The sequence below is a fragment of the Streptomyces sp. NPDC058678 genome, from assembly GCF_042714835.1.
In the GTDB taxonomy this organism is placed as follows: Bacteria; Actinomycetota; Actinomycetes; order Streptomycetales; family Streptomycetaceae; genus Streptomyces.
In genome coordinates this window covers 63,252-90,203 of the sequence record NZ_JBHXSG010000016.1, presented here as the reverse complement: position 1 = coordinate 90,203, position 26,952 = coordinate 63,252, and the positions used below count along the sequence as shown (strand labels likewise).

Sequence of the window (26,952 nt, the reverse complement as noted above, 5' to 3'; positions counted from 1 at the left end):
TGAGAGATGGTCACTGTCGGGTGTACGTCAGTTTCTCGTCCGTGCCGGTGTTCGTGCGCTCCAGTGTGCCGTCCGGGAGCAGGGTGATCTCGGTCGGCGCTCCCGGCGTGCAGGAGGACCGGGGCTCACCGCTGGTGACCGAGGACGGCCCGATGTTCAAGGGGCCGTCGCCCGTCGGCGCTTCGAGCAGGTCTGCCTGGAAGACGCAGTGGTAGGTGCCGTTCGCGGTGGGGCCGTCGGCGACCAGGGACAGGACCGCGTCGCCCGTCTCGCCCTGCCGCAGGGTCAGTTCGCGGGTGTGCAGGCCGTCGGCATTGTCGATCGTCGTGGTCCAGGTGCCGAGGTAGTCGGCCGGGATCGCGCCGTCCGACGGCGGGGCGGAGGTCGTCGGCGCCGAGGGTGACGGGTCTGCGGGCGTGCTCTGGCCGGGGGTCGTGGGAGCGGTCGCGGTGGGGCTGGCGGTCCCCCCGCCGCCGTCCTCCTTGTCACCGTCGCCGCTCATCAGGGCGTAGACCGAGCCGCCGGCACCGAGCGCGACGACCAGGGCGACGAGGACGAGCAGGGCGGTGGAGCGGCCGTTCTTCCCGGGGTCCTGGCGGGGCGGGCCGTAGGGCGGGGCGGCGGGAGGTGGGCCGTAGGGCGGCGTCCCGCCGAGGCTGCCGTACTGGTTGTACGGCGGCGGGGTGCCCGGCTGTTGCGGATAGCCGTACGCCGGGGGCTGCGGGTGTTGTTGCGGGTAGCCGTACGCGGGGTGGGCCGGGGCGGGGGCGGCCGGGCTTGCCGGGGCTCCCGGCGGGGGCGTCCGACCGCCCTGGCCCGCGACGACGGTGGGCAGGTGGTCCAGCCGCGCGCCACTGCCCGGCTGCCCCGGCACGGGCGGGCCGGGTGACGTGGCGTCGGCGACGGCGGCGTGCTCGGGGGATGCCTCGGGAGACGTCTCGGGAACCTGGGTCGCGCCGGCCCCCGTTCCGTCACCCCCCACCCCCTCCGGATCCTCCGCATCCAGCAACTCCACCGCGTGCCGCCCCAGTTGGGCCACCAGCGCCCCCGGCAGCCACGGATCCCGTGACCGCCCCCCGGACACCGTGTCCACCGCGTCCGTGCGCTCCAGGATGCGGTCCAGCGTGGGTCGCGCCCCCGGTTCCTTGTTCAGGCAGGCGCGCACCAGGTCGGCGATGCCCTCGGGTACGCCCTCCAGGTCTGGCTCCTCCTGGGCGATGCGGAACATCAGGGCGTGGACGCCGCTGTTGGCGGTGCCGAAGGGGAGCTTGCCGGTCGCGGCGTACGCCAGCACCGAGCCGAGGCAGAAGACGTCGCACGCGGGGGTGATCCGGTCACCCCGGACCTGCTCGGGCGCCATGAACCCCGGCGAGCCGACGAGTGCGCCGGTCCGGGTCAGCCCCCCGTCCGTCACCGTCTCCAGGGCTCGCGCGATGCCGAAGTCGATGACCCGTGGACCGTCGATCGTCACCAGCACGTTGGACGGCTTGAGGTCGCGGTGGATGATCCCGCCGGCGTGGATGTCCTTCAGAGCGTTCGCCAGTCCGGCCGCGAGGATGCGGACGGAGCGTTCGGGCAGTGCCCCGTGGTCGTGGCCGACGACCTGCTGGAGGCTGGGCCCGGCGACATACCCGGTGGCGACCCACGGCACGGGCGCCTCGGTGTCCGCGTCCAGCACCGGCGCCGTCCAGTACCCGCCGACCTGCCGCGCGGCCTGCACCTCCTGCCGGAACCGGGCCCGGAACTCGTCCTGCGCGGCCAGCTCCTCCCGTACGAGCTTGACGGCGACCGTGCGCCCCCGGTCCGACCGGGCCAGATACACCTGCCCCATCCCGCCGGCGCCGAGCCGCGCCAGCAGCCGGTACGCACCGATCCGTTGTGGATCTCCGGGCCCCAGTTTCTCCATCGTCGCGCCGCCCTTCCCCCGCCCCGCACGTGAGCAACAGCCCGAGGATAGTGCGGCTCCACCCTGCGGTGAGCTGGGCGTTGTCTACGGTTCCGTAACAGGCGGGCCCACCTGTTCGAGCACTTTGGACAGCCGTTCCAGCACCCGGACGGCCTCGGCGAGTTCGGCGTCGTCGCCGTACGCCTGCGCCAGCCGGTCGGCGAACGCCGCGTGCCCGGGGTCGATGCGGGAGATCGCCGCCCGTCCCTCCTCCGTGGGCGCCAGCAACTTGGCACGCCGGTGTGCGGGGTTGGGCCGGTATTCGGCGAGGCCCTTCTCCACCAGCAGATCGGCGATGCGCTGCACGCTCTGCCGGGTGATGCCCATCGCGCGGGCGATGCCGGAGACCGGCAGCGGTTCGCCGAGCACCGCGCCGAGCACCTGCCACCAGGCGGCGGTGAGTGCGGCGGGTTTCGCCAACTCCTCGGCCACGGCGAGGAACTGGCCGTTCAGCCGGAAGACGCAGAGCGCGCTGCGGCTGAACAGGTCCTGCCGCTCCCGGCTCACTGCTGCGCCCCGGCCTTCTCCAGTACGGCGTACGCCTCGGCGTCGGAGTCGTGGAACAGCCGGTACCAGGCGTCCAGCACCTCGCCCTCGTACACCCCGAGGAGCCGGAAGATCTCCCGGGCGAAGGCGACGGGTTCGGTCGGGCCGGCGGTGATCAGGCCCCGGTCGGTGACGGCGTCGGCGTCGGCGTACCGCTCGGCGCCGCCGTATCCGGTCGCGGCCAGGTAGAAGGAGACCGCGCTGGTGTGGTCGCGGTCGTCGAGCAGGCCCTCGCGGGCGAGCCCGGCGGTGGCCCCGCAGATCGCGGCGACGGGCACGCCGGCGTCCAGGAAGGCGCGGGCCTTGCGGGCGAAGGGGGCGAGGTCGTCGGACATGTCCCACAGGTCGGCGCCGGGGAGGATCAGCAGGGAGCTGTCCTCCGGGCGTACGTCGTCCAGGGCGAGGTCGGGCCGGACGCTCAGGCCGCCGATGGAGGTCACCGGCTCGCGGGTCGGGCCGACCGTCCGGATCTCGTGTCCGGCGCGGGCGAGGTACGCCGTCGCGTGCCCCGTCTCCCAGTCGGCGAGGGTGTCGTACACGCCGAGATGCACGGGCTTGCGGCTCATTGCTGCCTCCTCGGACTGCTCTGGTTTCTGATGACAACATGCTGTCATTTCGACAGGAGGCTGTCAATAGATGCTCGGTCGGCCCTCACACCGCCCCATGCTCTTCGACAACCTGTCGCGGAAAGCCTCCGTCCACAGACAGGACGCCGATATCGCTTCCGCATCGCGGACATTTACCCTCGGGCCCATGACCCCTCAGCCAAACCCCGAGGTCGGCGCCGCCGTGAAGGCCGCGGACCGTGCGCACGTGTTCCACTCCTGGTCCGCGCAGGAGCTCATCGACCCGCTCGCCGTGGCCGGCGCGGAGGGGTCGTACTTCTGGGACTACGACGGCAACCGGTACCTCGACTTCACCAGCGGCCTCGTCTACACCAACATCGGCTACCAGCACCCCAAGGTCGTCGCCGCGATCCAGGAACAGGCCGCGACCCTGACCACCTTCGCGCCCGCCTTCGCACTGGAGGCCAGGTCGGAGGCGGCGCGGCTGATCGCCGAGCGGACACCCGGCGACCTGGACAAGATCTTCTTCACCAACGCCGGCGCCGACGCCGTGGAGCACGCGGTGCGCATGGCGCGGCTGCACACGGGCCGGCCGAAGGTGCTGTCGGCGTACCGCTCGTACCACGGCGGCACGCAGCAGGCGATCAACCTTACCGGTGACCCGCGCCGCTGGGCCTCCGACGGTGCCGCGGCCGGTGTCGTGCACTTCTGGGCGCCCTTCCTGTACCGCTCCCGCTTCTACGCGGAGACCGAGGAGCAGGAGTGCGCGCGGGCCCTCGAGCACCTGGAGACGACGATCGCCTTCGAGGGGCCGGGGACGATCGCCGCGATCCTCCTGGAGACGATTCCGGGGACCGCCGGGATCATGGTCCCGCCGCCGGGCTACCTCGCCGGCGTCCGTGAGATATGCGACAAGTACGGCATCGTCTTCGTCCTGGACGAGGTCATGGCCGGGTTCGGGCGGACCGGCGAGTGGTTCGCGGCGGACCTGTTCGACGTCGTACCGGACCTGATGACCTTCGCGAAGGGCGTGAACTCCGGATACGTGCCGCTCGGCGGCGTCGCCATCTCCGGGGCGATCGCGGAGACCTTCGGGAAGCGGCCGTACCCGGGCGGGCTGACGTACTCGGGGCATCCGCTGGCGTGTGCGGCGGCCGTCGCGACGATCAACGTGATGGCGGAGGAGGGCGTCGTCGAGAACGCGGCCCGGCTCGGGGCGGACGTCGTCGGGCCCGCGCTGCGGGAGCTGGCCGGGCGGCACCCGTCGGTGGGCGAGGTGCGCGGCGTCGGCATGTTCTGGGCGATCGAACTGGTGAAGAACCAGGAGACGCGCGAGCCGCTGGTGCCGTACAACGCGGCCGGTGAGGCGAACGCGCCGATGGCCGCGTTCGGTGCCGCCGTGAAGGCCGGCGGGGTGTGGCCGTTCATCAACATGAACCGGACGCATGTGGTGCCGCCGTGCAACGCGAGCGAGGCGGAGCTGAAGGAAGGACTGGCCGCGCTGGACGCGGCGCTGACGGTGGCGGACGAGTACACGGAGTAGTCACCTGGGCCGACATCCTCGCCGATTCGAACGCGTAAGGTGGCGTGCTCGTAGACATGTACGTGTACGCCACCGGATCGCGACGAGGGAGACGCCCCGACCATGCCCGGCCGTAGCGGCAGCGGCGCCGTGACCCGCAGCACCCTGCGGCAGCAGATCGCCGACGCGCTTCGAGACGAGGTGCTGGCCGGGCGGCTGCAGCCGGGGCAGGAGTTCACGGTGAAGGAGATCGCCGAGCAGTACGGCGTCTCCGCGACACCCGTGCGCGAGGCGCTGGTGGACCTGTCCGCGCAAGGGCTCCTCGAGGCCGACCAGCACCGGGGCTTCCGGGTGCACGAGTACTCGGTCGAGGACTTCCGGGGCATCCTCGAGGCCCGCACCCTGGTCACCGACGGGATGTTCCAGGCACTCGACAACGGCCACCTCGGGTACCGCGACCTCGACGACCCCCGTACGGCCGCCGCCGTGGCGGGTGTCCGACGCCGCGCCGACGAGGCGCAGCGCGCCGCGGCCGCCGGTGACCTCACCGTCCTGATCGGCTACGACCTGCGCTTCTGGCGCGAGCTGAGCAGCCTGTTCGGCAACCGCTACCTCGCCGACTTCCTGCACCGGCTGCGCGTGCAGTCCTGGGTGTGCACGGTGCAGCACCTGCGTCTGCTGACCGACCTGCGCGGCCGCCTGTGGCACGGCCACAGCGAACTCGTGGACGCCCTGGCCCAGCGCGACACCGAGGCCGCCCGCTCGATCGTCGCCGCGTACAACGCGGAGGCCCTGGCTCTGATCGAACGTCTCTCCACGGGGTGAGCGGGGCCGGGCCGGGTATGTGACGTGCACAGGGGCAGCCGACCCGGTGCCGCACCGACTACCCTGCCTTGACCACCGTGTGACGACCACTGTGACGACCGCAGCGCTGCGAGTGACCGAGGAGCTGACTTTTGGCCTGTGACCTGTGGCTGGTGCCGCTCGTAGACGTGTTGTGCCACACCCCGGACAATCCGTTCGCCGAGGAACTCGCGCAATACAACAAGGTGCTCGCCGAGGCCGGGCTCCCGCCGGTTCCGGTGTACCAGTACATGCCGGGACTGTCCGGCGAGGTCGCCCCGGTGGCCGGCTTCGACTACGACGCGCTGCACTTCCTGCGCCGCGCCTACCTGCTCCAGGTCTGCGGGCTGCCGGTGACGCCGGTGGACGAACTGGGCGGGGACTACGAGCAGTTGCTGGAGATGTTCGAGACGACGGCCCAGCAGTCCCACCTCGTGTGGCACTACGACCACGCGGGCGCGTACGTCCCGGTGGACTTCCCGCACCCGCTGTCCAACGACGAACTCCTCGCGGGCGGCGGCCCGCTCGGTTCGTCCCAGACGCTGTTGCGGGAGCTGGAGTTCGTCGCCCCGTCACTCGGCATCGACCCGGCCAACCCTCCAGCGCCCCCGGAAGCACCACTCGGTCCCACGGAGCTGGAGGAGCCGGCCGCACCGGTCCCCTACGACCCCAGCCCCTTCGCCCGCGAACGTCACGTGTGGCTCGGCCTGCACGCGGCGGCGACGCGGAGTCTGGCCCAGGGATCGATGATCATCTTCAGCTGAGGGTCAGCGACCCGGCTGGGAGAGGCCCTTCTGCACGTCCTCGCTGTTCATGACGGGCGTGTAGGAGATCTTCGCGCCCAGGTCGAGGAAGAACGGCTCGCTGATCACCGGCATCTGGGAGCTGTCCTGCATGTCCATATGCCCGATATGTATCGCTGGTGCACGCAAATTCATACAGTGCGACATGCAGGGATTGCCGACCGCTTCAGAACACCGGCGTACCGCCCTGCGTCAGCTTCCAGTTGGTGGCCGCGAAGTCCACCGGGTCCAGCGTTCCCTTCCCCGTCACGTAGTCGATCATCAGCTGGCGGATCTCGTTGGTGGAGCTGTACGCGATGCCGGCGTCGGCGATGTGCGGGTAACCGGAACCGCCGTTCGCCCGGTAGTTGTTGACGGCGACGACGAAGACCTGGTCGTCGGTCACCGCCTTTCCGTCGTACGTCAGGTTCTTGATCCGCGAGCCCTCGGCCTGCGCGATGTCGATCTCGTACGAGACGCCCGCCGCCGTGTCGTACATGTAGTCCCAGAAGCTGTTGGCGTTGGTGAGGGCGGAGGTGTCGACGGCGGTGCCCGCCGGGACCTGGTGGTAGTACTTCGCCGCGTACTCCAGGTAGTCCCTGAGCTGGGCGCCGGTGAGCTTCTTGCCGTACAGGGTGTTGTCGTAGATGTAGAGCCCGGCGATGTCCCTGATGGTCACGTCGCCGGCCGGGATGTCGGCGGTGCGGCTGAAGGGCGCGGCGACCGAGATCAGCGGCAGGGCGGCGTCCGCGGTGGACAGACCGGCGGCCACCGTCTTCGTCTGGACCTCGTGGATGAAGTCCATGATGGGTACGTCCTTCCAGCACGACTCGGCGGCCGAGAGGTCCTGCGTGCAGGTGCCGACGGGAGTGTTGACGTACTTCACCACCAACTCGTGGTCGGCCTTGAGGAGTTCGGTGATCTCGACGTCCTCCGCCACGCCCTTGGGGTCGAGGGTCTGGGCGGTGGTCTTCGTGACCTTCCACTGGCCCCGAACGAGTTCGAGGTCGAAGTCGAAGACGGTCAGCCGCATGCCCCAGCAGTACGGCTCGGACAGGACGACGTCCTTGCCGGTCTCCGTGTTGGTGACCGTGTACGACGGCACCTCGACGTGCGTGTGACCGACGAGGATCGCGTCGATGCCGGGGACCTGCTCGGCGACGAGGTTCGAGGCGTTCTCGACGTACGGAAGTTCGTCGCCGTACGACGAGCTGCCGTCGAGGCCCGAGTGGTCGGTCAGGAAGACGACGTCACAGCCGAGGGCACGCATGCGCGGGACGTACTTCTTCGCCTGCTCGACCAGCCCCGGGAACACCATCTTCCCGCTCACGTTGTCCTTGTCCCACAGGGCGATGCCGGGGTTGGTGAGGCCGAGGACGCCCACCTTGATGTCGGGAGCCCCCGGCACGCGGATCCGCTTCACGGTGTACGGCCGGAAGGCGGGCCTGAGGGTCTTCGCGTCCAGCGCGTTGGCGCCGAGCAGCGGGAAACGGCACTGGCTCTCGAACGTGCGCAGCACGTCGATGCCGTAGTTGAACTCGTGATTGCCGAGGGCGGCGGCGTCGTAGCGCATGTGGTTCATGGCGACGGCCATGGGGTGCTCGGGCGCGTCCGCGCTCGTGATGGGGTCCACGCGCGCGTAGTAGTACGCCAGTGACGTCCCCTGGATGATGTCGCCCGCGTCGACGAGCAGGACACGGTCCTCGCCCTTGGCCTCCCGCTGCTGCTTGATCAGCGTGGCGACCCGGGCGACGCCGACGGAGTTGCCCTTCGCGTCCTTGTAGGCGGCGTCCGTGTAGTAGTCCCAGTCGAAGACGTGGCTGTGCAGGTCGGTGGTGCCGAGGATGGAGAACGACCAGGTGCGGGGGGAGTGTTCGGGCTTGCGGTCCGCTGCCCGCGCGGGGACCGCGGCGGCCCCCACGGCTGCCACGGCCGCACCGGTGACGGCCGACTTCTGCACGAACTCACGGCGGTTCATGGGACTGACGGGCATGCGGTCTCCTCGGAGGACGGAAGCGGCGAGAGGGTGCCGTGCGGGGGCTACACGCGTAGATGGTGGCCGCGGCCAGGATCGCCGGGAACAAGGGGCAGGCCATGGGCGGGTCAACAAAACGGAAATGATCGAAGATCTGCCGGACAGTAGGCGAACAGCCACTCTCAGTCTTGACTGGCCCGTCTCAGGGAAAGGGCGCATCATGACGTTGATGGCCGAGCGACCGATCACCATAAGCGGCACTACCGAGTCCCCCAGCTTCGAGGACCTCCTGGGCGCCCTCGACGAGCTGTACGTGCCGGACGGCTACAAGGCCGAGATCATCAAGGGGAACATCGTCGTGTCGCCGTGGTCGAAGGGGTATTACCTCAAGGTCATGGAGTTGATCTGCGATCAGCTGCGCCCTCACCTGCCCGAAGAGCACCGGATCAGCGCCGCGCCCTTCCTTTACGTGCTTCCGGGCTCCGAGCGCGCTTACGGCCCCGATATCCACGCCACTCACCAGCGCACCCATGAGACCATCAGCAACCACTTGGACGGCGAAGCCCTCTCCTTCGTCGCCGAACTGACCTCGCCTTCCACTCGGCACGACGATCTGACCGACAAGGTCGAGACCTACGGGAAGGCAGGCGTACCCGTTTACCTGGTCCTCGACATGCAGGAAGAGCAGGCCACCGTGCTGTGGACGCCGTCCGCCAAGGGGTACGAGGCCCGCCTCACCAAGCCGTTCGGTGAGAAGCTCGACATCCCCGCCCCCTTCGACTGCACGCTCGACACCACCGGTTTCCAGGCGCCGACAGACAGCTGACCCTCACGTCGACTCCCGCACCACCAGCCGGCACGGCACCGTGTGCTCCCCCGGCGCACCCTCCTCCGCGTCAATCGCCTCCAGCAGCCGCAGTGCCGCGATCCGCCCGATCTCCGCGAGGTTCATGTCGATCGTGGTGAGGGGCGGCCGAGAGGCCAGCGCCATGGTGTCCCAGTTGTCGTAGCCGACCACCGCGATCTCGTCCGGGACGTTCACTCCACGCTCGCGCAACGCGTCCGCGATCCCCCGCGCTATCTGGTCGTTGCCGCAGAAGAACGCGTCCGTCTCCGGGGCCGTACGCAGGACCGCGTCGGCGGCGCGGCGCCCCCAGGCCTCGCTCCACTCGCCGAAGTGGACCCGGCCGGTGGACAGACCGAACCCCGCGCCCTCCAGGTGTTCCACGCCGTGGCGGGCCCGGTCGCGGGCGGCGGCGTGGTGTTCGGGGCCGGTGACGTGGGCGATGCGGGTGCGGCCGGCGGACAGGAGGTGTTCCACGGCCAGTCGGGCGCCGCCGCGGTCGTCGGAGACGACGGAGGTGTCGGCCGGGTCCGTGGAGGGTGACAGGGCATAGACCACCGGGATCGTCTCCAGGCCGCTGATGCCGGTCAGCGGCGGGCGTGGGTCCGTGCGGCGGCCGGTGACGATGATGCCGTCCACCCGGCGGTCCATGAGGTTGCGCAGGTGGTGCTGTTCCCGGATCGCGTCGCCGCGGGTGTCGCAGAGGAGGACGGAGATCTTGCCGGCGCCGAGCGCGTCCTCGGCGCCGAGGAGCACCGGCGTGCTGAAGCGGCCGATGCCGTCCGTGGTCATCAGGCCGACGGTCCAGCTGCGGCCGGTGTGCAGGCTCTGGGCGTGCTGGTTGGGGCGGAAGCCGAGCGTCGCCACGGCGTCCATGACCCGCCGGCGGGTCTCCGGGCGCATTCTTCCGCCGCCGTTGAGCGCCTTGGACGCCGTGCCCACGCTGACGCCCGCGAGCGCTGCGACGTCGGCGAGCCGGGCCCGGCCGGCGGGAGGAGAGCCTGGAGCACTTGCAGCCTGGGTCACGAGCAAACCTTTTCCTGGGTGACAACGCTGCCGACCATCGTGGCATCGAAGGGTGTTGAGTTCCAGCCCGTGAGAAAGCTGGAAAATATCTTGCCGCTCCTCTTGACCGTACTTGCCTCCTCCCCTCTACTTTCTCGTCAGGAAAACGGTTGCTCAAACAGTGACTCGAGATGCCGCTCGGCAGATACCGCTCAACCCTCGGAGAGCCATGCCCCGCACACCCGCCGCCGCCCCGCCCGCGACGGGCCCGGTCCGTCTCGGTCCGGACGCCCGCGCCGCGCTGCGTCCCGCCGCCGCCGTCATCGAGGCGGGCCTGTGGCACACCAGGCGGGAGGTCAACGCACGCACCTCCATCCCGCAGGGGCCACAGCTGCTGGAGTCCGCCGGGAACCTGCACAACCTGCGGCTCGCGGCGGGCATGGCGGAGGCGCTGTCGGATGCGGCGGCCGACGGCGAGTTCCAGGGCGCCTACCCCTTCGTGGACACGGACGTCTACAAGTGGCTGGAGGCGGCCTCCTGGCAGCTGGCCCAGGAGCCGGCCGGGGATCTCGAAGCACACGTCGACCGGATCACCGGCCTCGTCGCCGCCGCCCAGCAGCCCGACGGCTACCTGAACACCTGGTTCCAGCTGGTCAAGGGCGGCGAGCGGTACCAGGACCTGCGCTGGGGGCACGAGCTGTACTGCGCGGGCCATCTCATCCAGGCCGCCGTCGCCCACCACCGCGCCACGGGCCGGCCCGAACTGCTCGACGTGGCACGCAAGTTCGCCGACCACGTCGACTCCGTCTTCGGCCCGCCCGGCAGCGGCAAGCCCATCGACGGCATCGACGGCCACCCCGAGGTCGAGACCGCCCTGGTCGAGCTGTACCGGGAGACCGGCGAGCGCCGCTACCTCGACCTCGCCGCCTACTTCGTCGACCGGCACGGTCACGGGCTGCTCGGCGGCGAGGCCTACTGCCAGGACCGCGTCCCGGTGCGCGAGGCGACGAACGTGGAGGGTCACGCCGTACGACAGCTCTACCTGCTGGCCGCCGCGGCCGACCTCGCCACCGAGACCGGCGACGCCGAACTCCGCGCCGCCGCCGAACGGTTGTGGCACGCCATGACCACCACCAAGACCCACCTCACCGGCGGCCTCGGCGCCCACCACGACGAGGAGGACTTCGGCGACCCGTACGAACTGCCCAACGAGCGCGCCTACTGCGAGACCTGCGCCGCCATCGCCTCCGTCCAGTGGAGCTGGCGCATGGCCCTGCTCACCGGCGAGGCCCGCTACTCCGACCTGATCGAACGCACCCTCTACAACGGCTTCCTGGCCGGTGTGTCGCTGGACGGCGAGGGCTGGCTGTACGTCAACCCGCTCCAGGTCCGCGACGGCCACACCGACCCCGGCGGCGACCAGTCGGCCCGCCGCACCCGCTGGTTCCGCTGCGCCTGCTGCCCGCCGAACGTCATGCGGCTGCTGGCAAGCCTGGAACACTATCTGGCCAGCGGTGACGACCAGGGACTCCAGATCCACCAGTACGTCACCGGCCGCTACACCGCCGACCGGATCACCGTCCGCTGCGAGACCGACTACCCCTGGCACGGCACCGTCGCCCTCACCGTCGAGGACGCCCCGGCCGATCGCTCCTGGACGCTCTCCCTGCGCATCCCGCAGTGGTGCCCCGACTTCCGCGCGCGGTGCGCGGAGGAGACGTACGAGGGTCCCGTGACCGACGGCTGGCTACGGCTGGAGCGGACCTGGGCGCCCGGCGACCAGGTCGTCCTCGAACTCCCCCTTGAGCCGCGGCTGACCGCCGCCGACCCGCGGGTGGACGCCGTGCGCGGCTGCGTGGCCATCGAACGCGGGCCCCTCGTCTACTGCCTCGAAGGGGTCGACCACCCCGGCGGCGGCCTGGACGACATCGTCCTCGACACCACCCGCCCGCTCGCCGTGAAGCAACGCCCTGACCTGCTCGGCGGCGTCACCACGGTCGTGGCGGCGGGCCGGCGCCGGCACCTTCCCGACGCGGGCTGGTGGCCGTACGGCCCCGCCGACGAATCGCCCCGACCGGACGGCGAGCCCGTCGAGTTGACCGCCGTCCCCTACTACACCTGGGCCAACCGCGAGGACGGCGGCATGCGCGTCTGGCTGCCCATCTCCTGAAGCCCCCCTGCCTTCCCGCACACGACAACGAGGTCACCCCTTGATACCCACCCGCCGCACTCTCCTGGCCGCACTCGCCGCCGTCGGCACTCTCGCCTCCCTCACCGCCTGCGGAGGCGGCTCCGACGACTCGGGCTCCTCCGACGCGTCCGGAGGGACGTACACCTTCTGGGACCCGTATCCGCAGTTCGACGCCTCCTCCCCGTGGGGCAAGCTCGTCACCGAGTGCGGGACGAAGGCCGGGGTGACCGTCAAGCGCACCGCGTACGACACGACCGACCTGGGCAACAAGGCGCTGCTGGCGGCCCAGCAGGGCAACGCGCCCGACGTGATGCTGGTGGACAACCCGGTGGTCTCCACGCTCGTCGAGGCGGGCATCCTCAACAAGACGAGCGACCTCGGCCTCGACACCAAGTCGATCCAGAAGAACATCATCGGCGCGGGCACCATCGACGACGCCTCCTACGGCGTCCCGATCGGCGCCAACACCCTCGCCCTCTACTACAACAAGAAGGTCCTGTCGGCGGCCGGCGTCGACCCCGCCACCATCAAGGACTGGAACTCCCTCACCGCGGCCCTGCAGAAGGTCAAGGCGGCCGGGAAGAAGGGCATCACCTTCTCCGCTATCAACACGGAGGAGGGCAGCTTCCAGTTCCTGCCGTGGTTCTGGGGCGCGGGCGGGGACCTGACGACGCTCGACTCCGACAAGGGCGTGGCGGCGCTGACCCTGTGGAAGCAGTGGGTGGACGACGGGCTGGCCCCCAAGGACGTCCTCCAGAACACGCAGACCACCAGCTGGCAGGAGTTCGCCACCGGCGACTACGCCTTCGGCGAGAACGGCACCTGGCAGCTCGGCAACGCCGACAAAGCCGGCTTCGACTACGGCGTCATCAACATCCCGGCACAGAACGGGGGTTCGGCACCGGTGCCGACGGGCGGCGAGTTCGTCACCGTGCCCGTGCAGAAGGACAGCGCGCGCTACGACGTCAGCAAGAAGGTCGTCACCTGTCTGACCAGTGACGCGAACCTCCTGGCCACGGACACGACGTTGACGTACATCGCCCCGACGGCCACCGTGCAGGCCAAGCAGGTGGCGGCGAACCCGAAGCTCGAGCCGTGGGTGTCCGCGGTCGCCGCCGCCCGCGGCCGCACCAGTGGCGGCCTCGGCTCGAAGTACCCCACCATCTCCCAGCCGATGTGGACCGCCGTCCAGTCGGCCCTGTCCGGCGGCAAGAGCCCCAAGGACGCCCTGGACACGGCCCAGTCGAGCGCCGAGAAGGGCTAGGTCCCCCGCCATGACCATCGCCCGAGTCGACCGCCCGCCACGGGACCGGGTCGTACCGAAGGCGGCCGATCCCCTGCCACTGCGGCGCCGGCAGAGACGCAGGAGCCGTCTGACCGCGCTCGCCTTCGTCGCCCCGCTGATCGCCTACCTCGCCGCGTTCTACCTGTATCCCCTCTACCGCAACCTCGACCTGAGCCTGCGCGACTACACCGTGCGGTCGTTCGTGGCGGGGGACGCGCCGTTCTCCGGCTGGGACAACTTCCGGAAGGTGCTCGACGACCCGACGTTCGGCCCGGCGATGCGCCACACCATGATCTTCACCTTGGTGTCGATCCTCTTCCAGTACGCCATCGGGCTCGCCCTCGCGGTCTTCTTCAACCGGCACTTCCGCCTGGCGCCCACCCTGCGCGCCCTGTTCCTGATCCCGTGGCTGCTGCCGCTGATCGTGTCGGCGTCCTCGTGGTCGTGGATGCTCAACAGCGAGTCGGGCGTGGTGAACTACTTTCTCCACTTCTTCGGCGTGGACGCGGTCGGCTGGCTCACCTCGCCGGACTGGGCGCTCACCTCGGTGATCATCGCGAACATCTGGATCGGCATCCCGTTCAACCTGGTCATCCTCTACAGCGGGCTGCAGAACATCCCCGGCGAGCTGTACGAGGCGGCGTCCCTGGACGGCGCGAGTGCCTGGCAGCAGTTCCGCCGGATCACCTTCCCGCTGCTGCGGCCGGTGTCGGCGATCACCCTGCTCCTCGGCCTCGTCTACACCCTCAAGGTGTTCGACCTGATCTGGATCATGACCAAGGGCGGCCCGGGCGACGCCTCGTCCACCCTGGCGACCTGGTCCTACCAACTCGGCTTCGGCACGTTGCTGCCCAAGTTCGGGCCGGGGGCGGCGGTCGGCAACATCCTCATCCTCATCGCCCTCGTCTTCGGCCTGCTGTACATCCGCGTCCAGAGGAGGCAGGAAGCGTGAAGTCGCGCACGGGTTCCCGCCGCTACACCGTGATCGGGCTCGTCCTGACCGCGCTGATGCTGTTCCCGGTGTACTGGATGCTCAACGTGTCCCTCACCCCGCAGCAGGACATGCGCAAGACCCCGCCGGACCTGTTCCCGCTGCACCCCACCTTCGAGGGCTACCGGGCCGTCCTCGACGACCAGATGCCGTACCTCGGCACGAGCCTGCTGATCGGCCTCGGCACGGTCGCCCTCACCCTCGTCCTCGCGGCCCCGGCCGGCTACGCACTGGCGAAGCTGCGCCCGCTCGGAGGCGGCGCCCTGGGCCTGGTCCTCCTCGTCGCCCAGATGATCCCCGGGATCGTCATGGCGATGGGCTTCTACGGCATCTTCCTCGACCTCGGCCTGCTCAACTCCTGGTGGGGCCTGATCGTCGCGGACTCCACCATCGCCGTGCCCTTCGGCGTCATGATCTTCACGGCGTTCATGTCGGGCATCCCCGGCGAGCTCATCGCCGCCTCCCGCATCGACGGCGCCGGGACCTTCCGCACCTTCTGGTCGATCGTCCTGCCGGTGAGCCGCAACGCCGTCGTCACCGTCTCCCTCTTCAGCTTCCTGTGGGCCTGGTCCGACTTCGTCTTCGCCAACACCCTCGACGGCGGCGGCGACTGGAGGCCGATCACCCTCGGCATCTACAAGTACATCGGCAACAACAACCAGGAGTGGAACGCGATCATGGCCACCGCCGTCGTCGCGTCCGTCCCCGCAGCGGTGCTGCTGGTCCTCGCGCAGCGCTACGTGGCCGCGGGTGTGACCGCGGGCGCGGTGAAGGACTGACCCGAACGACCTCGTTTCCCATCCCCTCCGTTGAGGAGAACCTCTGTCATGAGCCGCTCAAGACCCCCCACCCGCGGGCGCCTGACCGCCGCCCTCGGCGCGGCCGCTCTCGCGGTCACCGCGCTCGCCACCACCACCCCGGCCCAGGCGGCCCCCACCGCCGCCACCACGCTGGTCGTCAACGCCAACCAGACCCTGCGCTCTGTCACCCATGTGGCGAGCGGCAGTCTCTACGGCCTCGCCGACGCGTCCACACCCGCCGACAGCCTGGTCAACGCCCTCAAGGCGCACACCTACGTACAGATGGCCCCGGGCGGCAGCCAGCTACCCAACGGCGCGCCCAAACCCGGCGGCGACGCACTCGTCGTAGCGCCCAAGGCGGCCCGCTCGGGCTCCAAGGTGGTCGTCCGGATGCCGGACTGGTACCCGACCTTCCCCTACAAGTGGGTGAGTTGGGCCGACTGGCTGTCCGCCGTCGACAAGCAGGTCACCGCCGTGCGGTCCTCGGGCGCCACCAACATCAGCGCGTACGAGATCTGGAACGAACCCGACTGGACCTGGGACACCGCCAACGCAGGTGCCTTCAACGCGGGTTGGGCACGCACGTACAAGCAGATCCGGACGAAGGACACCACGACCCCGATCCAGGGCCCGAGCGACGCGTCCTGGAACCAGTCCCGGATGAGCCAGTTCCTCACCGACGCCAAGGCCAGCGGCACCGTCCCCGACGTCATCGCCTGGCACGAACTCAGCGGCAGCCAGGACATCGCCGCCCATGTCTCCGCATACCGCGCGCTGGAGAGCAGCCTCGGCATCAGCCCGCGCCCGATCTCCATCGAGGAGTACGGCACACCCTCCGAGATGGGCAACTCCGGCGCCCTCATCGGCTACGTCGCCAAGTTCGAGCGGACCGGCGTCCGGGACGCCGAGCTCGCCTTCTGGAACCAGTACGGCACCCTCGGCGACACCCTGACCGGCACCGGCGGCTCGCCCAACGGCTCGTACTGGACCTACAAGTGGTACGGCGACATGTCCGGCAACATGGTCGTCACCACGCCCCCCGCGCAGACGGGCATCGACGGCTTCGCCTCCCGCAACGGCGCGGGCAACCAGATCAGCGTCGTCGCCGGCGGCTGCACCGGCTCCTGCGCGGTGACCGTCAACGGCCTCTCGTCGCTGTCGGCCTTCGGGAGCACGGTCCACGTCAAGGTGGAGTACACCCCGCACACCGGCCGCACCACGGCCTCCCCCGGCCCGATCACCATCTCGGACGCCGACCACACGGTCTCGGGCGGCTCCGTCACCGTGCCGGTGACGATGAACGCCTCCGACGGCTACCGGGTCGTGGTCACCCCCAGCGGCACCTCCACCTCGCTGGCCGGGCGCTACCAGATCACCAACCGCAACAGCGGTCTCGCTCTCGCCACCCAGAACACGGCGACGGCTCAGGGCACCTCGGTCGTCCAGGCCACGTCCACCACCGGCACCGACCAGAACTGGACCCTGGTGGGAGCCGGCTCGGGTCTGTACAAGATCGTCAACCAGAAGAGCGGCTTGGTGCTGGGCATCAACACCATGAGCACGAGTGACGGCGGCACGGCCCTGATCTGGGGCGACAGCGGCACCGCGGACCACCTCTGGCAGTTGATCCCGGCCCGCGACGGCTACTACAAGATCGCCAACTACAACAGCGGGCTCCTGCTGGGCGTGGACCAGATGAGCACCGCCTCCGGCGCCCAGGTCCTCCAGTGGACCGACAACGGCACCGCCGACCACCTGTGGAGGCTGACCTCGCGCTGAGGCCTGATCCCCAGGTATGAGTTCGCCCCCGGATGTCGGCCGGGGGCGCACTCGTGTCGCTCGGGCGCACCGCCCCGCCGCACGGCCTCGCGGTGCCCCACACGCGTGTGCCCCCGGCCGGGACCGGACAGGGGCACACGGGGGCACATGGGATAACTCTGCCGAACAGCCTTACTAGATGAACGAGTTGATCTCGATCGTCTCGGTCCGGCCCGGGCCGACGCCGATCGCCGAGATCGGAGCGCCGGACATCTCCTCCAGCGCCTTGACGTAGTCCTGCGCGTTCTTCGGGAGGTCGGCGAAGGTCTTCGCCTTGGAGATGTCCTCGGACCAGCCCGGCAGCATCTCGTAGACCGGCTTCGCGTGGTGGAAGTCGGTCTGGGAGTACGGGAGTTCCTCGACGCGCTTGCCGTCGATCTCGTACGCCACGCAGACCGGGATCTCCTCCCAGCCGGTGAGGACGTCCAGCTTGGTGAGGAAGAAGTCCGTCAGGCCGTTCACGCGGGTCGCGTACCGGGCGATCACCGCGTCGAACCAGCCGCAGCGGCGGTCACGGCCGGTCGTGACGCCCTTCTCGCCGCCGATGCGGCGCAGCGCCTCGCCGTCCTCGTCGAAGAGCTCCGTGGGGAACGGGCCCGCGCCGACCCGGGTGGTGTACGCCTTCAGGATGCCGATGACCCGGCTGATCTTCGTCGGGCCGACCCCGGAGCCCGTGCAGGCGCCGCCCGCGGTCGGGTTCGAGGAGGTGACGAAGGGGTACGTGCCGTGGTCGATGTCCAGGAGGGTGCCCTGGCCGCCCTCGAAGAGGACCACCTTGTCGTTCTCCAGGGCCTGGTTGAGGACCAGGACCGTGTCGGCGACGTACGGCGCGAGCCTGTCGGCGTAGGTCAGCAGCTCCTCGACCACCTGGTCGACGGCGATCGCACGCCGGTTGTAGAGCTTCGTGAGGATCTGGTTCTTGACGTCGAGGGCCGCCTCGACCTTCTGCGTGAGGATCGACTCGTCGTACAGGTCCTGGACGCGGATGCCGACACGGTTGATCTTGTCCGCGTACGTCGGGCCGATGCCGCGCCCGGTGGTCCCGATCTTCCGCTTCCCGAGGAAGCGTTCCGTCACCTTGTCGACGGTGACGTTGTACGGCGTGATGATGTGGGCGTTACCACTGATCAGGAGCTTGGACGTGTCGACGCCGCGTTCGTTCAGTCCGTTCAGCTCGGAGAACAGGACCGACGGGTCGACGACGACTCCGTTGCCGATGACCGGGGTGCACCCCGGCGAGAGGATTCCGGAAGGGAGGAGGTGGAGGGCGTACTTCTGATCGCCCACGACTACCGTGTGGCCGGCGTTGTTGCCGCCCTGGTAGCGCACCACATAGTCCACCGAGCCACCGAGCAGGTCGGTCGCCTTTCCCTTGCCTTCGTCACCCCACTGAGCACCGAGCAGCACAAGTGCGGGCACGCGCGTACACCCCTTCCGGGCGGGGCATGTCCAAGGTCAGAGGCGCACGCGACATTGACTGTGCCGCGCACAGCCTGTTTCGTACACCGGCGACCTTCGTTGGCCGCAACCCGTCGGACCGGATGCCCCGGAATAGACGAAGCCCCTGGCGCAATAGCGCAAGGGGCTCTTGCACAAAGATGCTACCCGAGGAAGCGAGGCATGACCGAGGTGGCGACTTCCGACCAGCTCCTGGTGGTCATAGACCCGGTCGCCCGCCGGACCGACGGTGAGGCCGTACGGATCGCGAAAGACGTGCTCAGCGCGGGTGCGACCACGAAAGTGTGCCTCCCGGAGGGGCCCGAGGAATTCGCCCGGGCACTCCGGAGAAAAGGTTCCCGCAGGCCGGTCGTGATCGGTGACGACCAGGCCCTGGTGCGGACGGTGTCCCTGCTGCACCGGTGGCGGGAACTGGCCGGATGCGGGCTGTCGGTGGTGCCGGTGGGGGGCGCCCAGGCCCTGGCCCGTTCCCTGGGCATCCCCGCGGGCGCGGTGGCGGCGGCACGGACCGTCCTGGACGGCACCGAGCGGCGCATGGACCTGCTCGTCGACGAGAGCGACGGGGTGGTGCTGGGGGCCTTGCGGATTCCGCACCTGCTGGGGGTGCCGGCGGAGACGGACCGGCACGGCGCCGACTTCGACTCCGGCCGCCCGTGGATACGGACGTGCCAGTCCCTCGTACGGACCCTGGTGACGGCCCGCCCCACCCGCTCGTCCTCCCCGGCGTCCACCCTCGGCCACTCCCGCCTCCGCGTGGAGGTCGACGGGATCACCCTGGTGGACCTGGACCAGCCTCTGGAGGCCCTGTCGGTCACCCCGGGTGCCTCGGGGCTGGCCGAGGTCGAGGCCCGGCCGCTGTCGGTGGGCGCGGAGGCGACCCCGCTGCTGGCGACGGGGCGGCGGATCACCGTGTCGGGGCCGGACTTCCGGTACCGGGCGGACGCGGTGGTGTCGGGGCCGGTGCGGAGGCGGACGTGGACGGTGTGGGAGGGGGCCTGGGGGCTGACCTTGCCGGTGGCGGCGGCTGGTGATCACTCACTTGGGTGATCACATCCCGGAACGCGCCCATCCGCACCTGTCTCCGGTAACGCTGGTGTCCGCCTACGAAGGGAGGCACCATGACGGTTATGACAGAGCGCACGTCGTCTCAGTTGTCGGTGGACATGTTCGAGCGGATCGCCGAATTCGCCGAGCGCGAGGACGAGACCGTCAGGTTCGAGTTCATCGACGGACGGATCGGGCTCAGGAAAGTGACGAACGGCAATCACAGCACCATCATCATGTGGCTGATCCGGCAGTGCATGCAGGCCCGGCCCGAGCTCGACCTCGACCCGACCCAGGGCCTGAAAGTGGAGGGTTACCGTAACGGCCGTGCCCTTCCTGACGGAGCACTCGCACCCGTCGGGTACTTCGCCGGCCAGGGCGACTGGGCCGACCCCGACGGCGTCCTGATGACGATCGAGATCACCTCCTACGACGCGGACACGCACGACCGCGACCGTATGGAGAAGCCCCGGGGGTACGCCGAGGCCGGCGTCCCTGTCTACCTGCTGATCGACCGCGAGAACGCATCCGTCGTCGTGCACAGCAAGCCCGACCCGGAGGACGGCTACCGGGACATCCACACGGTGAAGATCGGCGACATGGTCACCCTTCCCGACCCCGTCGGCATCACGCTCGACACCGACCGGCTCAAGCCCTACATGGACTGAACCGGGGCCACCGCCGGCAACGCGTCCGACTCGTCCTTCAGCCCCACCCCCGTCAGCCCCAGCTCCCGCGCCCTGCCCATCAGCGCCGCCAGCTTCCCCGCCGCCGTCTCGTAGGTCAGCCCCAGCGGTGGCCGGATGTTGGACAGGCAGTTGCGGTCGGCGTCGGTCGTCACGCCGGGCTTCGGGCCGTACGTGAGGTACGCGCCCAGGGAGTCCGCCGCCGACATGCCGGGCCGCTCCCCCACCAGAACGACCACCATCGCCGCACCCATCGCGTGGGCGATGTCGTCGCCGAGGGCCACCCGCGCCTGCTCGGCCAGGACGACGGGGGCCACCCGCCAGTCGGCCGGCAGCCGGGACGTCGTCGCCCGCACCATCGCCGCCGCGTGCTCGTGCACCGCCCGGCTGGACAGCCCGTCGGCGACCACGAACACCAGGTCCCACTCCCCAGACGGCAGATGCGCGCGGTCGGTGGCGTCCAGGCGGCGGCCCAGGTCCGGACGCTGCAGGTAGGTGAGCCGGTCGGGGGCGGCGCTGCGGACCCGTACCGTCGGCGTCCCGGTCAGCGCGGCCGCGACCGTGTCCGGGTCGAACGGCGAGTGCACCGCGTCCCGCGCCGCCGCGTGCGCGGCCTGGAGCTCCAGCCGGTGCCGGGTCGGCAGCCCGGAGCCGGCCCGGCCGAGGCCGATGCGGGCCTGGGTGTGACGCCGTAGCGTCGACCAGAGCGCCGAGTCCTCGGTGTGTGCGACCAGTTCACTCATGCCGCCAGCTCCCGTCCGATGTCCGTCAGCGGATGTGCCGTGACCTCGCGGATCCCGCCGCGTTCGTCCAGCAGGCCGATCGACTCCAGCCAGGCCTCGAACTCCGGCGCGGGGCGCAGCCCGAGCACCTCCCGCAGGTACAAGGCGTCGTGGTACGAGGCGGACTGGTAGTTGAGCATGATGTCGTCGCCGCCCGGCGTGCAGATCACGAACGAGGCGCCGGCCACGCCGAGCATCGTCAGCATGGTCGCCACGTCGTCGTCATCGGCGTCCGCGTGGTTGGTGTAGCAGATGTCCAGGCCCATCGGCAGGCCGAGCAGCTTGCCGCAGAAGTGGTCCTCCAGGGCGGCCCGCAGGATCTGGCGTCCGTCGTAGAGGTACTCCGGGCCGATGAAGCCGACGACCGTGTTCACCAGCAGGGGGTCGTAGCGCCGGGCGACCGCGTACGCCCGTGCCTCGACCGTCTGCTGGTCGACCCCGTGGTGCGCGCCGGCCGACAGGGCGGCACCCTGGCCGGTCTCGAAGTACATGACGTTCTCACCGACCGTCCCCCGGTCCAGCCCGCGCGCCGCCTCGTACGCCTCGTCGAGCAGCCCGAGGGTGACCCCGAAGGACGCGTTCGCCGCCTGCGTACCGGCGACGGACTGGAAGACGAGGTCGACGGGCGCCCCGCCTTCCATCAGGTCCACGCTGGTCGTCACATGGCACAGCACGCACGACTGCGTGGGGATCGCGTACCGCGTGATGACCCCGTCCAACAGCTCCAGCAGATCCCGTACGGCCTTCGGGCTGTCCGTCGCCGGGTTGATGCCGATCACCGCGTCGCCGGAGCCCAGCAGCAGACCGTCGAGCAAGGCCGCGGCCACGCCCGCCGGGTCGTCGGTGGGGTGGTTGGGCTGGAGGCGGGTCGCCAGCCGGCCCGGCAGGCCGATGGTGGAGCGGAAGGCCGTCACGACCCGGACCTTGCGCGCGACGGCCACCAGGTCCGCGTTCCCCATCAGCTTGGACACGGCCGCGACCATCTCCGGGGTCAGTCCGGGCGACACCGCCGCCAGCGTCTCGGCGTCCGCCGCCTCCGACAGCAGCCACTCCCTCAGCTCCCCGACCGTCATCCCGGCCAGCGGCGCGAAGGCCAGCGGGTCGTGCGTGTCGAGGATCAGCCGGGTCACGTCGTCGCTCTCGTACGGGATCACCGGCTCGGTGAGGAAGGTCGCGAGCGGCACCTCGGCCAGCGCCCAGCGCGCCGCGACCCGCTCCCCGGCGGACGACGCGGCGAGCCCGGCCAGCCGGTCGCCGGAGCGCTCGGGGCTCGCGGCGGCGAGCAGGCGCGCGAGGGAGTCGAAGCGGTGGCGCTCGCCGCCGAGGGTGGACGCGTAGATGCTCATGCCGAGGACGCTACGAGGCGCGGTCCGGCCCGGTCCACGAGCTGCCCGAGAGTTAACCAAGGCGTTCGCCACGCCCGGTTTTTAAAGGTCTAGTTGACATGCATTTAACGCTTCCAGCCCTTTGGGTGACTCATTCGCACTTCAGGATTCCGGACGAGTACCCAAGCGGACCGACAGGAGAGGGGCCACCCGATGGCAGTACAAGAGGGCGTTGCCCCCGAGGCGGAGACCGGCGGCGAGGAGACCGTCCACCGGCTCAAGCCCAACGCCATCGGCCTGCTCGGCGTGGTCTTCATGGCCGTGGCGACGGCCGCGCCGATCACCGCGATGACCGGCAACGTGCCCTTCATGGTGTCGTCCGGCAACGGCATCGGCGCCCCGGCGAGCTATCTCGTCGCAATGGTCGTCCTGGCAATCTTTTCCGTCGGCTTCACCTCGATGGCGAAGCACATCACCTCCACCGGCGCCTTCTACGGCTTCATCTCCTACGGCCTCGGCCGCACCGTCGGTCTCGCCTCCGGGCTGCTGGCGACCTTCGCGTACGTCGTCTTCGAGCCGGCCCTGATCGGCATCTTCTCGGTCTTCGCGACCACCACCCTCGAGGACCAGACGGGCCTTCACATCCCGTGGTGGACGTTCGCGATCCTGATGCTCGCCGTCAACGCGACGGGCACCTGGTTCGGCGTCTCGGTCGCGGAGAAGGTGCTCGTCGTCCTGCTGGCCACCGAGGTGACGATCCTCGCGGCGATGGCGATCTCGGTCGCCCTCCACGGCGGCGGCCCGAACGGCTTCACCTTCGGCCCGATCAACCCGGTCAACGCCTTCCAGGGCACCTCCGCCGGCCTCGGCCTCTTCTTCGCCTTCTGGTCCTGGGTCGGCTTCGAGTCGACCGCGATGTACGGCGAGGAGTCCCGCAACCCGAAGAAGATCATCCCCAAGGCGACGATGATCTCGGTCCTCGGCGTCGGCGTCTTCTACGTCTTCGTCTCCTGGATGGCCATCATCGGCAACGGCGAGAAGGAAGCCGTGGCGGCCGCCTCCTCCGCGAACCCCCTCGCGCTGTTCTTCAACCCCACCGAGCAGTACGTCGGCCACTGGGCGGTCGTCGTCATGCAGTGGCTGATGATCACCGGCTCACTCGCCTGCGGCATGGCCTTCCACAACTGCGCCGCCCGCTACATGTACGCGCTGGGCCGCGAGGGCGTCCTGCCGTCCCTGAAGAAGACCATCGGCCGCACCCACGCCAAGCACGGCTCCCCGCACATCGCGGGCCTCGTCCAGACCATCGTCAGCGCCGTACTGATCGCCGCGTTCTGGATCGCGGGCAAGGACCCGTACGCCGGTCTGTACGTCCTGCTCGCCATCCTCGGCACCATGGCGATCCTCGTCGTGCAGGCCGTCTGCTCCTTCGCGGTGCTGGCCTACTTCCGCACGCACCACCCCGAGAGCAGGCACTGGTTCAAGACGTTCGTCGCCCCGCTGGTGGGCGGGGTGGCCATGCTCGCGGTGGTCGTCCTGCTGGTGTCCAACATGGGAGTGGCGGCCGGCACGGAGTCCGGTTCGCTGGTGCTGAAGGCGACACCGTGGCTGGTGGCGCTGGTCGCGGCCGCGGGCATCGGGTACGCCCAGTACCTCAAGCGGCGCGACCCGTCCCGGTACGCGCTGATCGGGCGGACGGTACTGGAGGAGACGAAGGAGCGGTAGCCGTACGGCCCTTCTCCTCCTGGCGGCCGCGCTGACCGGGGCCGGGCCGGCGGGGCTGCGTCGGCGGGACATGACGGCCTGACCCCGGCGAGACAGCACGACCTGACCGGCGGGGCATCACAACCTGACCGGCGGGCGGAACCTCCGGGCGGCCCGCGCTCGTCCATGCCGGGTATGGGACAACGTGCGCAGGCCGCCGGAGGGTGTCTGATCGCGGCCGTCGGAGGTGGAGCGGGACTCGCGGTGTGGTCCATCGACGTCCAGGAGCGGTTCCGGCGCTTCGAGCAGGCGCCCGACTGGCGTGTCCTCTACGCCGAGCTGCCGCTGATGGTCCTCGGCGGCGTCGCCGCCTCCCTCGGCTGCTGGGCGCTGCTCCGGCGCCTCAGACCTCGACGCTGAGGCCCTCCAGCCCCCGAATCACGAAGTTCGGCTTCCGCCGAGGCTCCGCCGCCAGGCCCAGCGTCGGGGCCTTCTCCAGCAGGGCCGTCATCGATGCCGCCAGCTCGATACGGGCCAGCGGGGCGCCGATGCAGTAGTGGATGCCGGCGCTGAAGGAGATGTGCGGGTTGTCCTGGCGGGCGAGGTCGAGCTGCTCGGGATTCCGGAACACCTCGGGGTCGTGGTTGGCGGAGCCGAAGAGCATCGCGACCTCCGCACCCCTCGGGATTGTCGTGCCGTCGACCTCGATGTCGTCGAGCACCCAGCGTTCGAAGAGCTGGAGCGGGGTGTCGTAGCGCATCAGCTCCTCCACGGCGGACGGGACCAGGGAGTGGTCCGCACGCAGAGCGGCGAGTTGGTCCGGGTTGCGGAACAGGGCCCACCAGCCGTTGACCGTGGCGTTCACCGTGGCCTCGTGGCCCGCGTTCAGCAGCAGCACACAGGTCGAGATCATCTCCTGCTCGGTCAGCCGGTCGCCCTCGTCGTGCGCCGCGATCAGCCCCGAGATCAGATCCTCACCCGGCTCCTTGCGACGCTCGGCGATCAGCTGGAGGAGGTAGTCGGAGAACTCCACCGACGCCCGCACCGCTTTGGCCGCCACGTCCTCCGACGGGTTCAGCTCGTACATCCCGCAGATGTCCGCCGACCACGGACGGAGCGGCGCCCGGTCCGACTCCGGGATGCCCAGCATCTCGGCGATCACGGCCACGGGGAGCGGCTCGGCGACATCGGTGAGCAGGTCGCCGCCGCCCTGCCGCACGAGCCCGTCGACCAATTCACCGGCGAGCTGGGTCACGTAGGGCTTGAGCTGCTCCACCGTGCGCGGCGTGAACGCCTTCGACACCAGGCGCCGGATCCGGGTGTGGTCCGGCGGCTCCAGGTCGAGCATCCCGTGGTCGTTGAGCGTGTGGAACGGCTCGTGCTCGGCGGGAGGAGCGGTCCGCCCGAAGTCCTCATGGGTGAACCGGTGCTGATACGTCCGCCCCAGCCTCCGGTCCCGCAGCAGCACGGACACGTCCGCATGGTGCGACACCAGCCACTGCCCGGTGGTCTCGAAGTACTGCACGCGGCCACGCTCACGCAGCTCGGCATAGGCGGGATACGGGTCGGCGAGGAACGCCGGGTCCCACGGATCGAAGGCTGCCATGCACGGACGTTAGACTGTGGCTCCCCTATCTGACCAGGGGGGACGCCCCGAACCACCGGGTCGGCACCGAGCGTGTTTCTGCTTCCTCAGCATTCGCGGGCTAGGAGGCCTGGCCGAAGTCGGGGAGCGTGACCGTGCCGTCGTCCGCGAGCGGGAAGCCGGGGTTGTGGGCGACCTCCCAGGCGTGGCCGTCCGGGTCGGTGAACGCGCTGGAGTAGAAGCCGATCTCGTTGACAGCGGCGGGCTTGGTGATGGTGCCGCCGGCGGCTTGGACGGCGGCGAGCAGTTCGTCGACCTCGGCGTCGGACCGGACGTTGTGCGCCAGCACGATGCCGCCGAACCCGTCCGCCTTCCCGGCCTCCAGCCCACAGTCCGCCGCGAGCTTGTCCCGCCCCCACAGGACCAGTCCCAAGCCCCCCGCCTGGAAGAATACGGTCTCCTCGACCTCCTGGCCCCGCCAGCCGAGGGCTTCGTAGAAGGCCTTGGACCGGGTGAGGTCGGAGACGCCGAGAGTGATCAGAGTGACTCGCTGTTCCATGAGGGGCGGCCCTTCAGGTGGTCGATGAGGGCGGTGAAGGCGGGGGTGGGGAAGGAGAGGGTGGCGCGGGCGGGGGCCTTGGAGCCGCGGATGGCTATGCGGGTGGGGAGGGTGGCTATCTCTACGCAGGTGTCGCCCTCGCCGCCGCCGGAGTACGTCGACTTCCGCCAGTTCATCACAGTTCCTTCGCCAGTCGGTGGATGAAGTCCCGCGACGCTGTGGGGTCCAGCGACGCCTCCGCCACCTTATGGAACAGCGTCCGGAGGTGCTTCAACTGCGCTTCTGCATCGCAGAACGCAACGCCGGTGGGCGAGTCGCGCAGCCCGGTGTCCAGCTGGGGAACCGGGCCCCCCAGGTACACCAACGAGGCTCCAGCACCCGCAAAACCTTCCTGGTCAAACGGGACGACTCGCACGCCGACGTACCCCTCTTCGATCTCGTCCAGAATGAAGCGGAGTTGGGAACGCGATGTCCCGCGATCGGCCACATGGCACCGTAGGGCCATCTCGTGGATCACCGTCTCGTACGGCGCCGGGGTGTCGCCCTCGAAGACGGCGCGGCGCCTCATCCGGTGCTCCACGCGCGGCGCCAGCTCGCTCTCGGGCAGCTCCGGGCGCCTATACCTGAAGACGGCGCGGGCATAGTCGGGTGTCTGGAGGAGCCCAGAATTTCTCCTCTACCGTCGGTGACGCGACA

General features: G+C 70.0%; 25 protein-coding genes and 1 pseudogene. 13 read left to right on the top strand and 13 right to left on the bottom strand.

From position 1 onward, the window contains the following. Positions 1 to 10: 10 nt before the first annotated feature. From ACFWWR_RS17220 to ACFWWR_RS17210, 3 genes are all read right to left on the bottom strand, one after another. Positions 11 to 1,906: a serine/threonine-protein kinase gene (locus tag ACFWWR_RS17220; RefSeq protein ID WP_384303979.1), complete on the bottom strand. Its 1,896-nt coding sequence runs from the start codon at positions 1,904 to 1,906 to the stop codon at positions 11 to 13. Positions 1,907 to 1,990: 84 nt separating this feature from the next. Beyond that, on the bottom strand, positions 1,991 to 2,452 hold the full coding sequence (locus tag ACFWWR_RS17215) for a MarR family winged helix-turn-helix transcriptional regulator (RefSeq protein WP_384303976.1): 462 nt from the start codon (positions 2,450 to 2,452) through the stop codon (positions 1,991 to 1,993). Beyond that, complete coding sequence (locus ACFWWR_RS17210; protein WP_383871654.1) at positions 2,449 to 3,057, bottom strand: type 1 glutamine amidotransferase family protein; 609 nt, start codon at positions 3,055 to 3,057, stop codon at positions 2,449 to 2,451. The genes ACFWWR_RS17215 and ACFWWR_RS17210 overlap by 4 nt, the downstream gene beginning before the upstream one ends. A 187-nt stretch (positions 3,058 to 3,244) precedes the next feature. Between ACFWWR_RS17210 and ACFWWR_RS17205 the strand changes: the two genes are divergently transcribed. The 3 genes from ACFWWR_RS17205 to ACFWWR_RS17195 all read left to right on the top strand — a co-directional run bounded on the left by ACFWWR_RS17205 (position 3,245) and on the right by ACFWWR_RS17195 (position 6,186). Beyond that, positions 3,245 to 4,600 carry an aspartate aminotransferase family protein gene (locus ACFWWR_RS17205; protein WP_384303973.1) on the top strand — a complete coding sequence of 452 codons (1,356 nt, stop codon included), beginning with the start codon at positions 3,245 to 3,247 and terminating at the stop codon, positions 4,598 to 4,600. A 102-nt stretch (positions 4,601 to 4,702) separates the two neighbouring features. After that, a complete protein-coding gene (locus ACFWWR_RS17200; protein ID WP_383871648.1) occupies positions 4,703 to 5,404 on the top strand; it encodes a GntR family transcriptional regulator in 702 nt (233 codons plus the stop codon). Between the two features lie 131 nt (positions 5,405 to 5,535). Beyond that, positions 5,536 to 6,186 (top strand): hypothetical protein, encoded by a 651-nt coding sequence (locus ACFWWR_RS17195; RefSeq protein WP_383871646.1) that lies wholly within the window; start codon positions 5,536 to 5,538, stop codon positions 6,184 to 6,186. Positions 6,187 to 6,189: 3 nt separating this feature from the next. Here the strand turns inward: ACFWWR_RS17195 and ACFWWR_RS17190 are convergent, their stop codons facing one another. Both ACFWWR_RS17190 and ACFWWR_RS17185 read right to left on the bottom strand, forming a co-directional pair. Continuing rightward, positions 6,190 to 6,324, bottom strand: a complete 135-nt coding sequence (locus ACFWWR_RS17190) for a hypothetical protein (RefSeq protein WP_383871773.1) — start codon at positions 6,322 to 6,324, stop codon at positions 6,190 to 6,192. Between the two features lie 67 nt (positions 6,325 to 6,391). Then, positions 6,392 to 8,197 (bottom strand): bifunctional metallophosphatase/5'-nucleotidase, encoded by a 1,806-nt coding sequence (locus tag ACFWWR_RS17185; protein ID WP_384303970.1) that lies wholly within the window; start codon positions 8,195 to 8,197, stop codon positions 6,392 to 6,394. A 202-nt stretch (positions 8,198 to 8,399) separates the two neighbouring features. Between ACFWWR_RS17185 and ACFWWR_RS17180 the strand changes: the two genes are divergently transcribed. Then, positions 8,400 to 9,005 carry a Uma2 family endonuclease gene (locus ACFWWR_RS17180; protein ID WP_384304095.1) on the top strand — a complete coding sequence of 202 codons (606 nt, stop codon included), beginning with the start codon at positions 8,400 to 8,402 and terminating at the stop codon, positions 9,003 to 9,005. A gap of 3 nt (positions 9,006 to 9,008) precedes the next feature. Here ACFWWR_RS17180 and ACFWWR_RS17175 read toward each other — a convergent pair whose 3' ends face one another. Further along, positions 9,009 to 10,049, bottom strand: coding sequence for a LacI family DNA-binding transcriptional regulator (locus tag ACFWWR_RS17175; protein ID WP_383871641.1), 1,041 nt, complete (start codon positions 10,047 to 10,049; stop codon positions 9,009 to 9,011). Positions 10,050 to 10,257: 208 nt separating this feature from the next. On the opposite strand from ACFWWR_RS17175, the gene ACFWWR_RS17170 reads away from it, so the two are divergent. The 5 genes from ACFWWR_RS17170 to ACFWWR_RS17150 are packed head-to-tail and all read left to right on the top strand — an operon-like array spanning position 10,258 to position 17,074. Next, on the top strand, positions 10,258 to 12,198 hold the full coding sequence (locus ACFWWR_RS17170) for a glycoside hydrolase family 127 protein (RefSeq protein WP_383871638.1): 1,941 nt from the start codon (positions 10,258 to 10,260) through the stop codon (positions 12,196 to 12,198). A 40-nt stretch (positions 12,199 to 12,238) separates the two neighbouring features. Further along, entirely contained in the window at positions 12,239 to 13,483 is a 1,245-nt protein-coding gene (locus tag ACFWWR_RS17165; RefSeq protein WP_384303967.1) for an extracellular solute-binding protein, read from the top strand. Positions 13,484 to 13,493: 10 nt separating this feature from the next. After that, positions 13,494 to 14,456 (top strand): carbohydrate ABC transporter permease, encoded by a 963-nt coding sequence (locus tag ACFWWR_RS17160; protein ID WP_383871633.1) that lies wholly within the window; start codon positions 13,494 to 13,496, stop codon positions 14,454 to 14,456. Then, positions 14,453 to 15,274 (top strand): carbohydrate ABC transporter permease, encoded by an 822-nt coding sequence (locus ACFWWR_RS17155; protein WP_384303964.1) that lies wholly within the window; start codon positions 14,453 to 14,455, stop codon positions 15,272 to 15,274. Before ACFWWR_RS17160 ends, ACFWWR_RS17155 begins: the two co-directional genes overlap by 4 nt. A gap of 48 nt (positions 15,275 to 15,322) precedes the next feature. After that, positions 15,323 to 17,074, top strand: coding sequence for an RICIN domain-containing protein (locus ACFWWR_RS17150; protein ID WP_383871627.1), 1,752 nt, complete (start codon positions 15,323 to 15,325; stop codon positions 17,072 to 17,074). A gap of 174 nt (positions 17,075 to 17,248) precedes the next feature. Here ACFWWR_RS17150 and ACFWWR_RS17145 read toward each other — a convergent pair whose 3' ends face one another. Next, positions 17,249 to 18,532 (bottom strand): adenylosuccinate synthase, encoded by a 1,284-nt coding sequence (locus tag ACFWWR_RS17145; protein WP_383871624.1) that lies wholly within the window; start codon positions 18,530 to 18,532, stop codon positions 17,249 to 17,251. Positions 18,533 to 18,733: 201 nt separating this feature from the next. Here ACFWWR_RS17145 and ACFWWR_RS17140 point away from each other — a divergent pair, with 201 nt between their 5' ends. Both ACFWWR_RS17140 and ACFWWR_RS17135 read left to right on the top strand, forming a co-directional pair. Further along, positions 18,734 to 19,618: a diacylglycerol kinase family protein gene (locus ACFWWR_RS17140; protein ID WP_383871621.1), complete on the top strand. Its 885-nt coding sequence runs from the start codon at positions 18,734 to 18,736 to the stop codon at positions 19,616 to 19,618. 71 nt (positions 19,619 to 19,689) lie between these two features. After that, complete coding sequence (locus tag ACFWWR_RS17135) at positions 19,690 to 20,283, top strand: Uma2 family endonuclease (protein WP_384303961.1); 594 nt, start codon at positions 19,690 to 19,692, stop codon at positions 20,281 to 20,283. Here the strand turns inward: ACFWWR_RS17135 and eutC are convergent. Both eutC and ACFWWR_RS17125 read right to left on the bottom strand, forming a co-directional pair. Next, a complete protein-coding gene (gene eutC, locus ACFWWR_RS17130; RefSeq protein ID WP_383871615.1) occupies positions 20,271 to 21,044 on the bottom strand; it encodes an ethanolamine ammonia-lyase subunit EutC in 774 nt (257 codons plus the stop codon). The genes ACFWWR_RS17135 and eutC overlap by 13 nt on opposite strands. Continuing rightward, complete coding sequence (locus ACFWWR_RS17125; protein WP_384303958.1) at positions 21,041 to 22,429, bottom strand: ethanolamine ammonia-lyase subunit EutB; 1,389 nt, start codon at positions 22,427 to 22,429, stop codon at positions 21,041 to 21,043. Before ACFWWR_RS17125 ends, eutC begins: the two co-directional genes overlap by 4 nt. A 192-nt stretch (positions 22,430 to 22,621) precedes the next feature. Here ACFWWR_RS17125 and ACFWWR_RS17120 point away from each other — a divergent pair, with 192 nt between their 5' ends. Further along, positions 22,622 to 24,133, top strand: coding sequence for an APC family permease (locus ACFWWR_RS17120; protein ID WP_384303955.1), 1,512 nt, complete (start codon positions 22,622 to 22,624; stop codon positions 24,131 to 24,133). Positions 24,134 to 24,307: 174 nt separating this feature from the next. Further along, the gene (locus ACFWWR_RS17115; RefSeq protein ID WP_383871606.1) at positions 24,308 to 24,532 is read left to right on the top strand and encodes a hypothetical protein; all 225 of its coding nucleotides are present in this window, start codon (positions 24,308 to 24,310) and stop codon (positions 24,530 to 24,532) included. On the opposite strand, the gene ACFWWR_RS17110 is transcribed toward ACFWWR_RS17115, so the two are convergent. The 4 genes and pseudogenes from ACFWWR_RS17110 to ACFWWR_RS17095 all read right to left on the bottom strand — a co-directional run. Further along, entirely contained in the window at positions 24,516 to 25,718 is a 1,203-nt protein-coding gene (locus tag ACFWWR_RS17110; protein WP_383871603.1) for a cytochrome P450, read from the bottom strand. The genes ACFWWR_RS17115 and ACFWWR_RS17110 overlap by 17 nt on opposite strands. A gap of 100 nt (positions 25,719 to 25,818) precedes the next feature. Continuing rightward, complete coding sequence (locus ACFWWR_RS17105) at positions 25,819 to 26,256, bottom strand: VOC family protein (RefSeq protein ID WP_384303953.1); 438 nt, start codon at positions 26,254 to 26,256, stop codon at positions 25,819 to 25,821. Further along, the gene (locus ACFWWR_RS17100) at positions 26,235 to 26,432 is read right to left on the bottom strand and encodes a DUF397 domain-containing protein (protein WP_384303950.1); all 198 of its coding nucleotides are present in this window, start codon (positions 26,430 to 26,432) and stop codon (positions 26,235 to 26,237) included. Before ACFWWR_RS17100 ends, ACFWWR_RS17105 begins: the two co-directional genes overlap by 22 nt. After that, positions 26,432 to 26,920, bottom strand: a pseudogene (locus tag ACFWWR_RS17095) (DUF5753 domain-containing protein); the annotation flags it as partial. The pseudogene ACFWWR_RS17095 and the gene ACFWWR_RS17100, both read right to left, overlap by 1 nt. Positions 26,921 to 26,952: the final 32 nt, after the last annotated feature.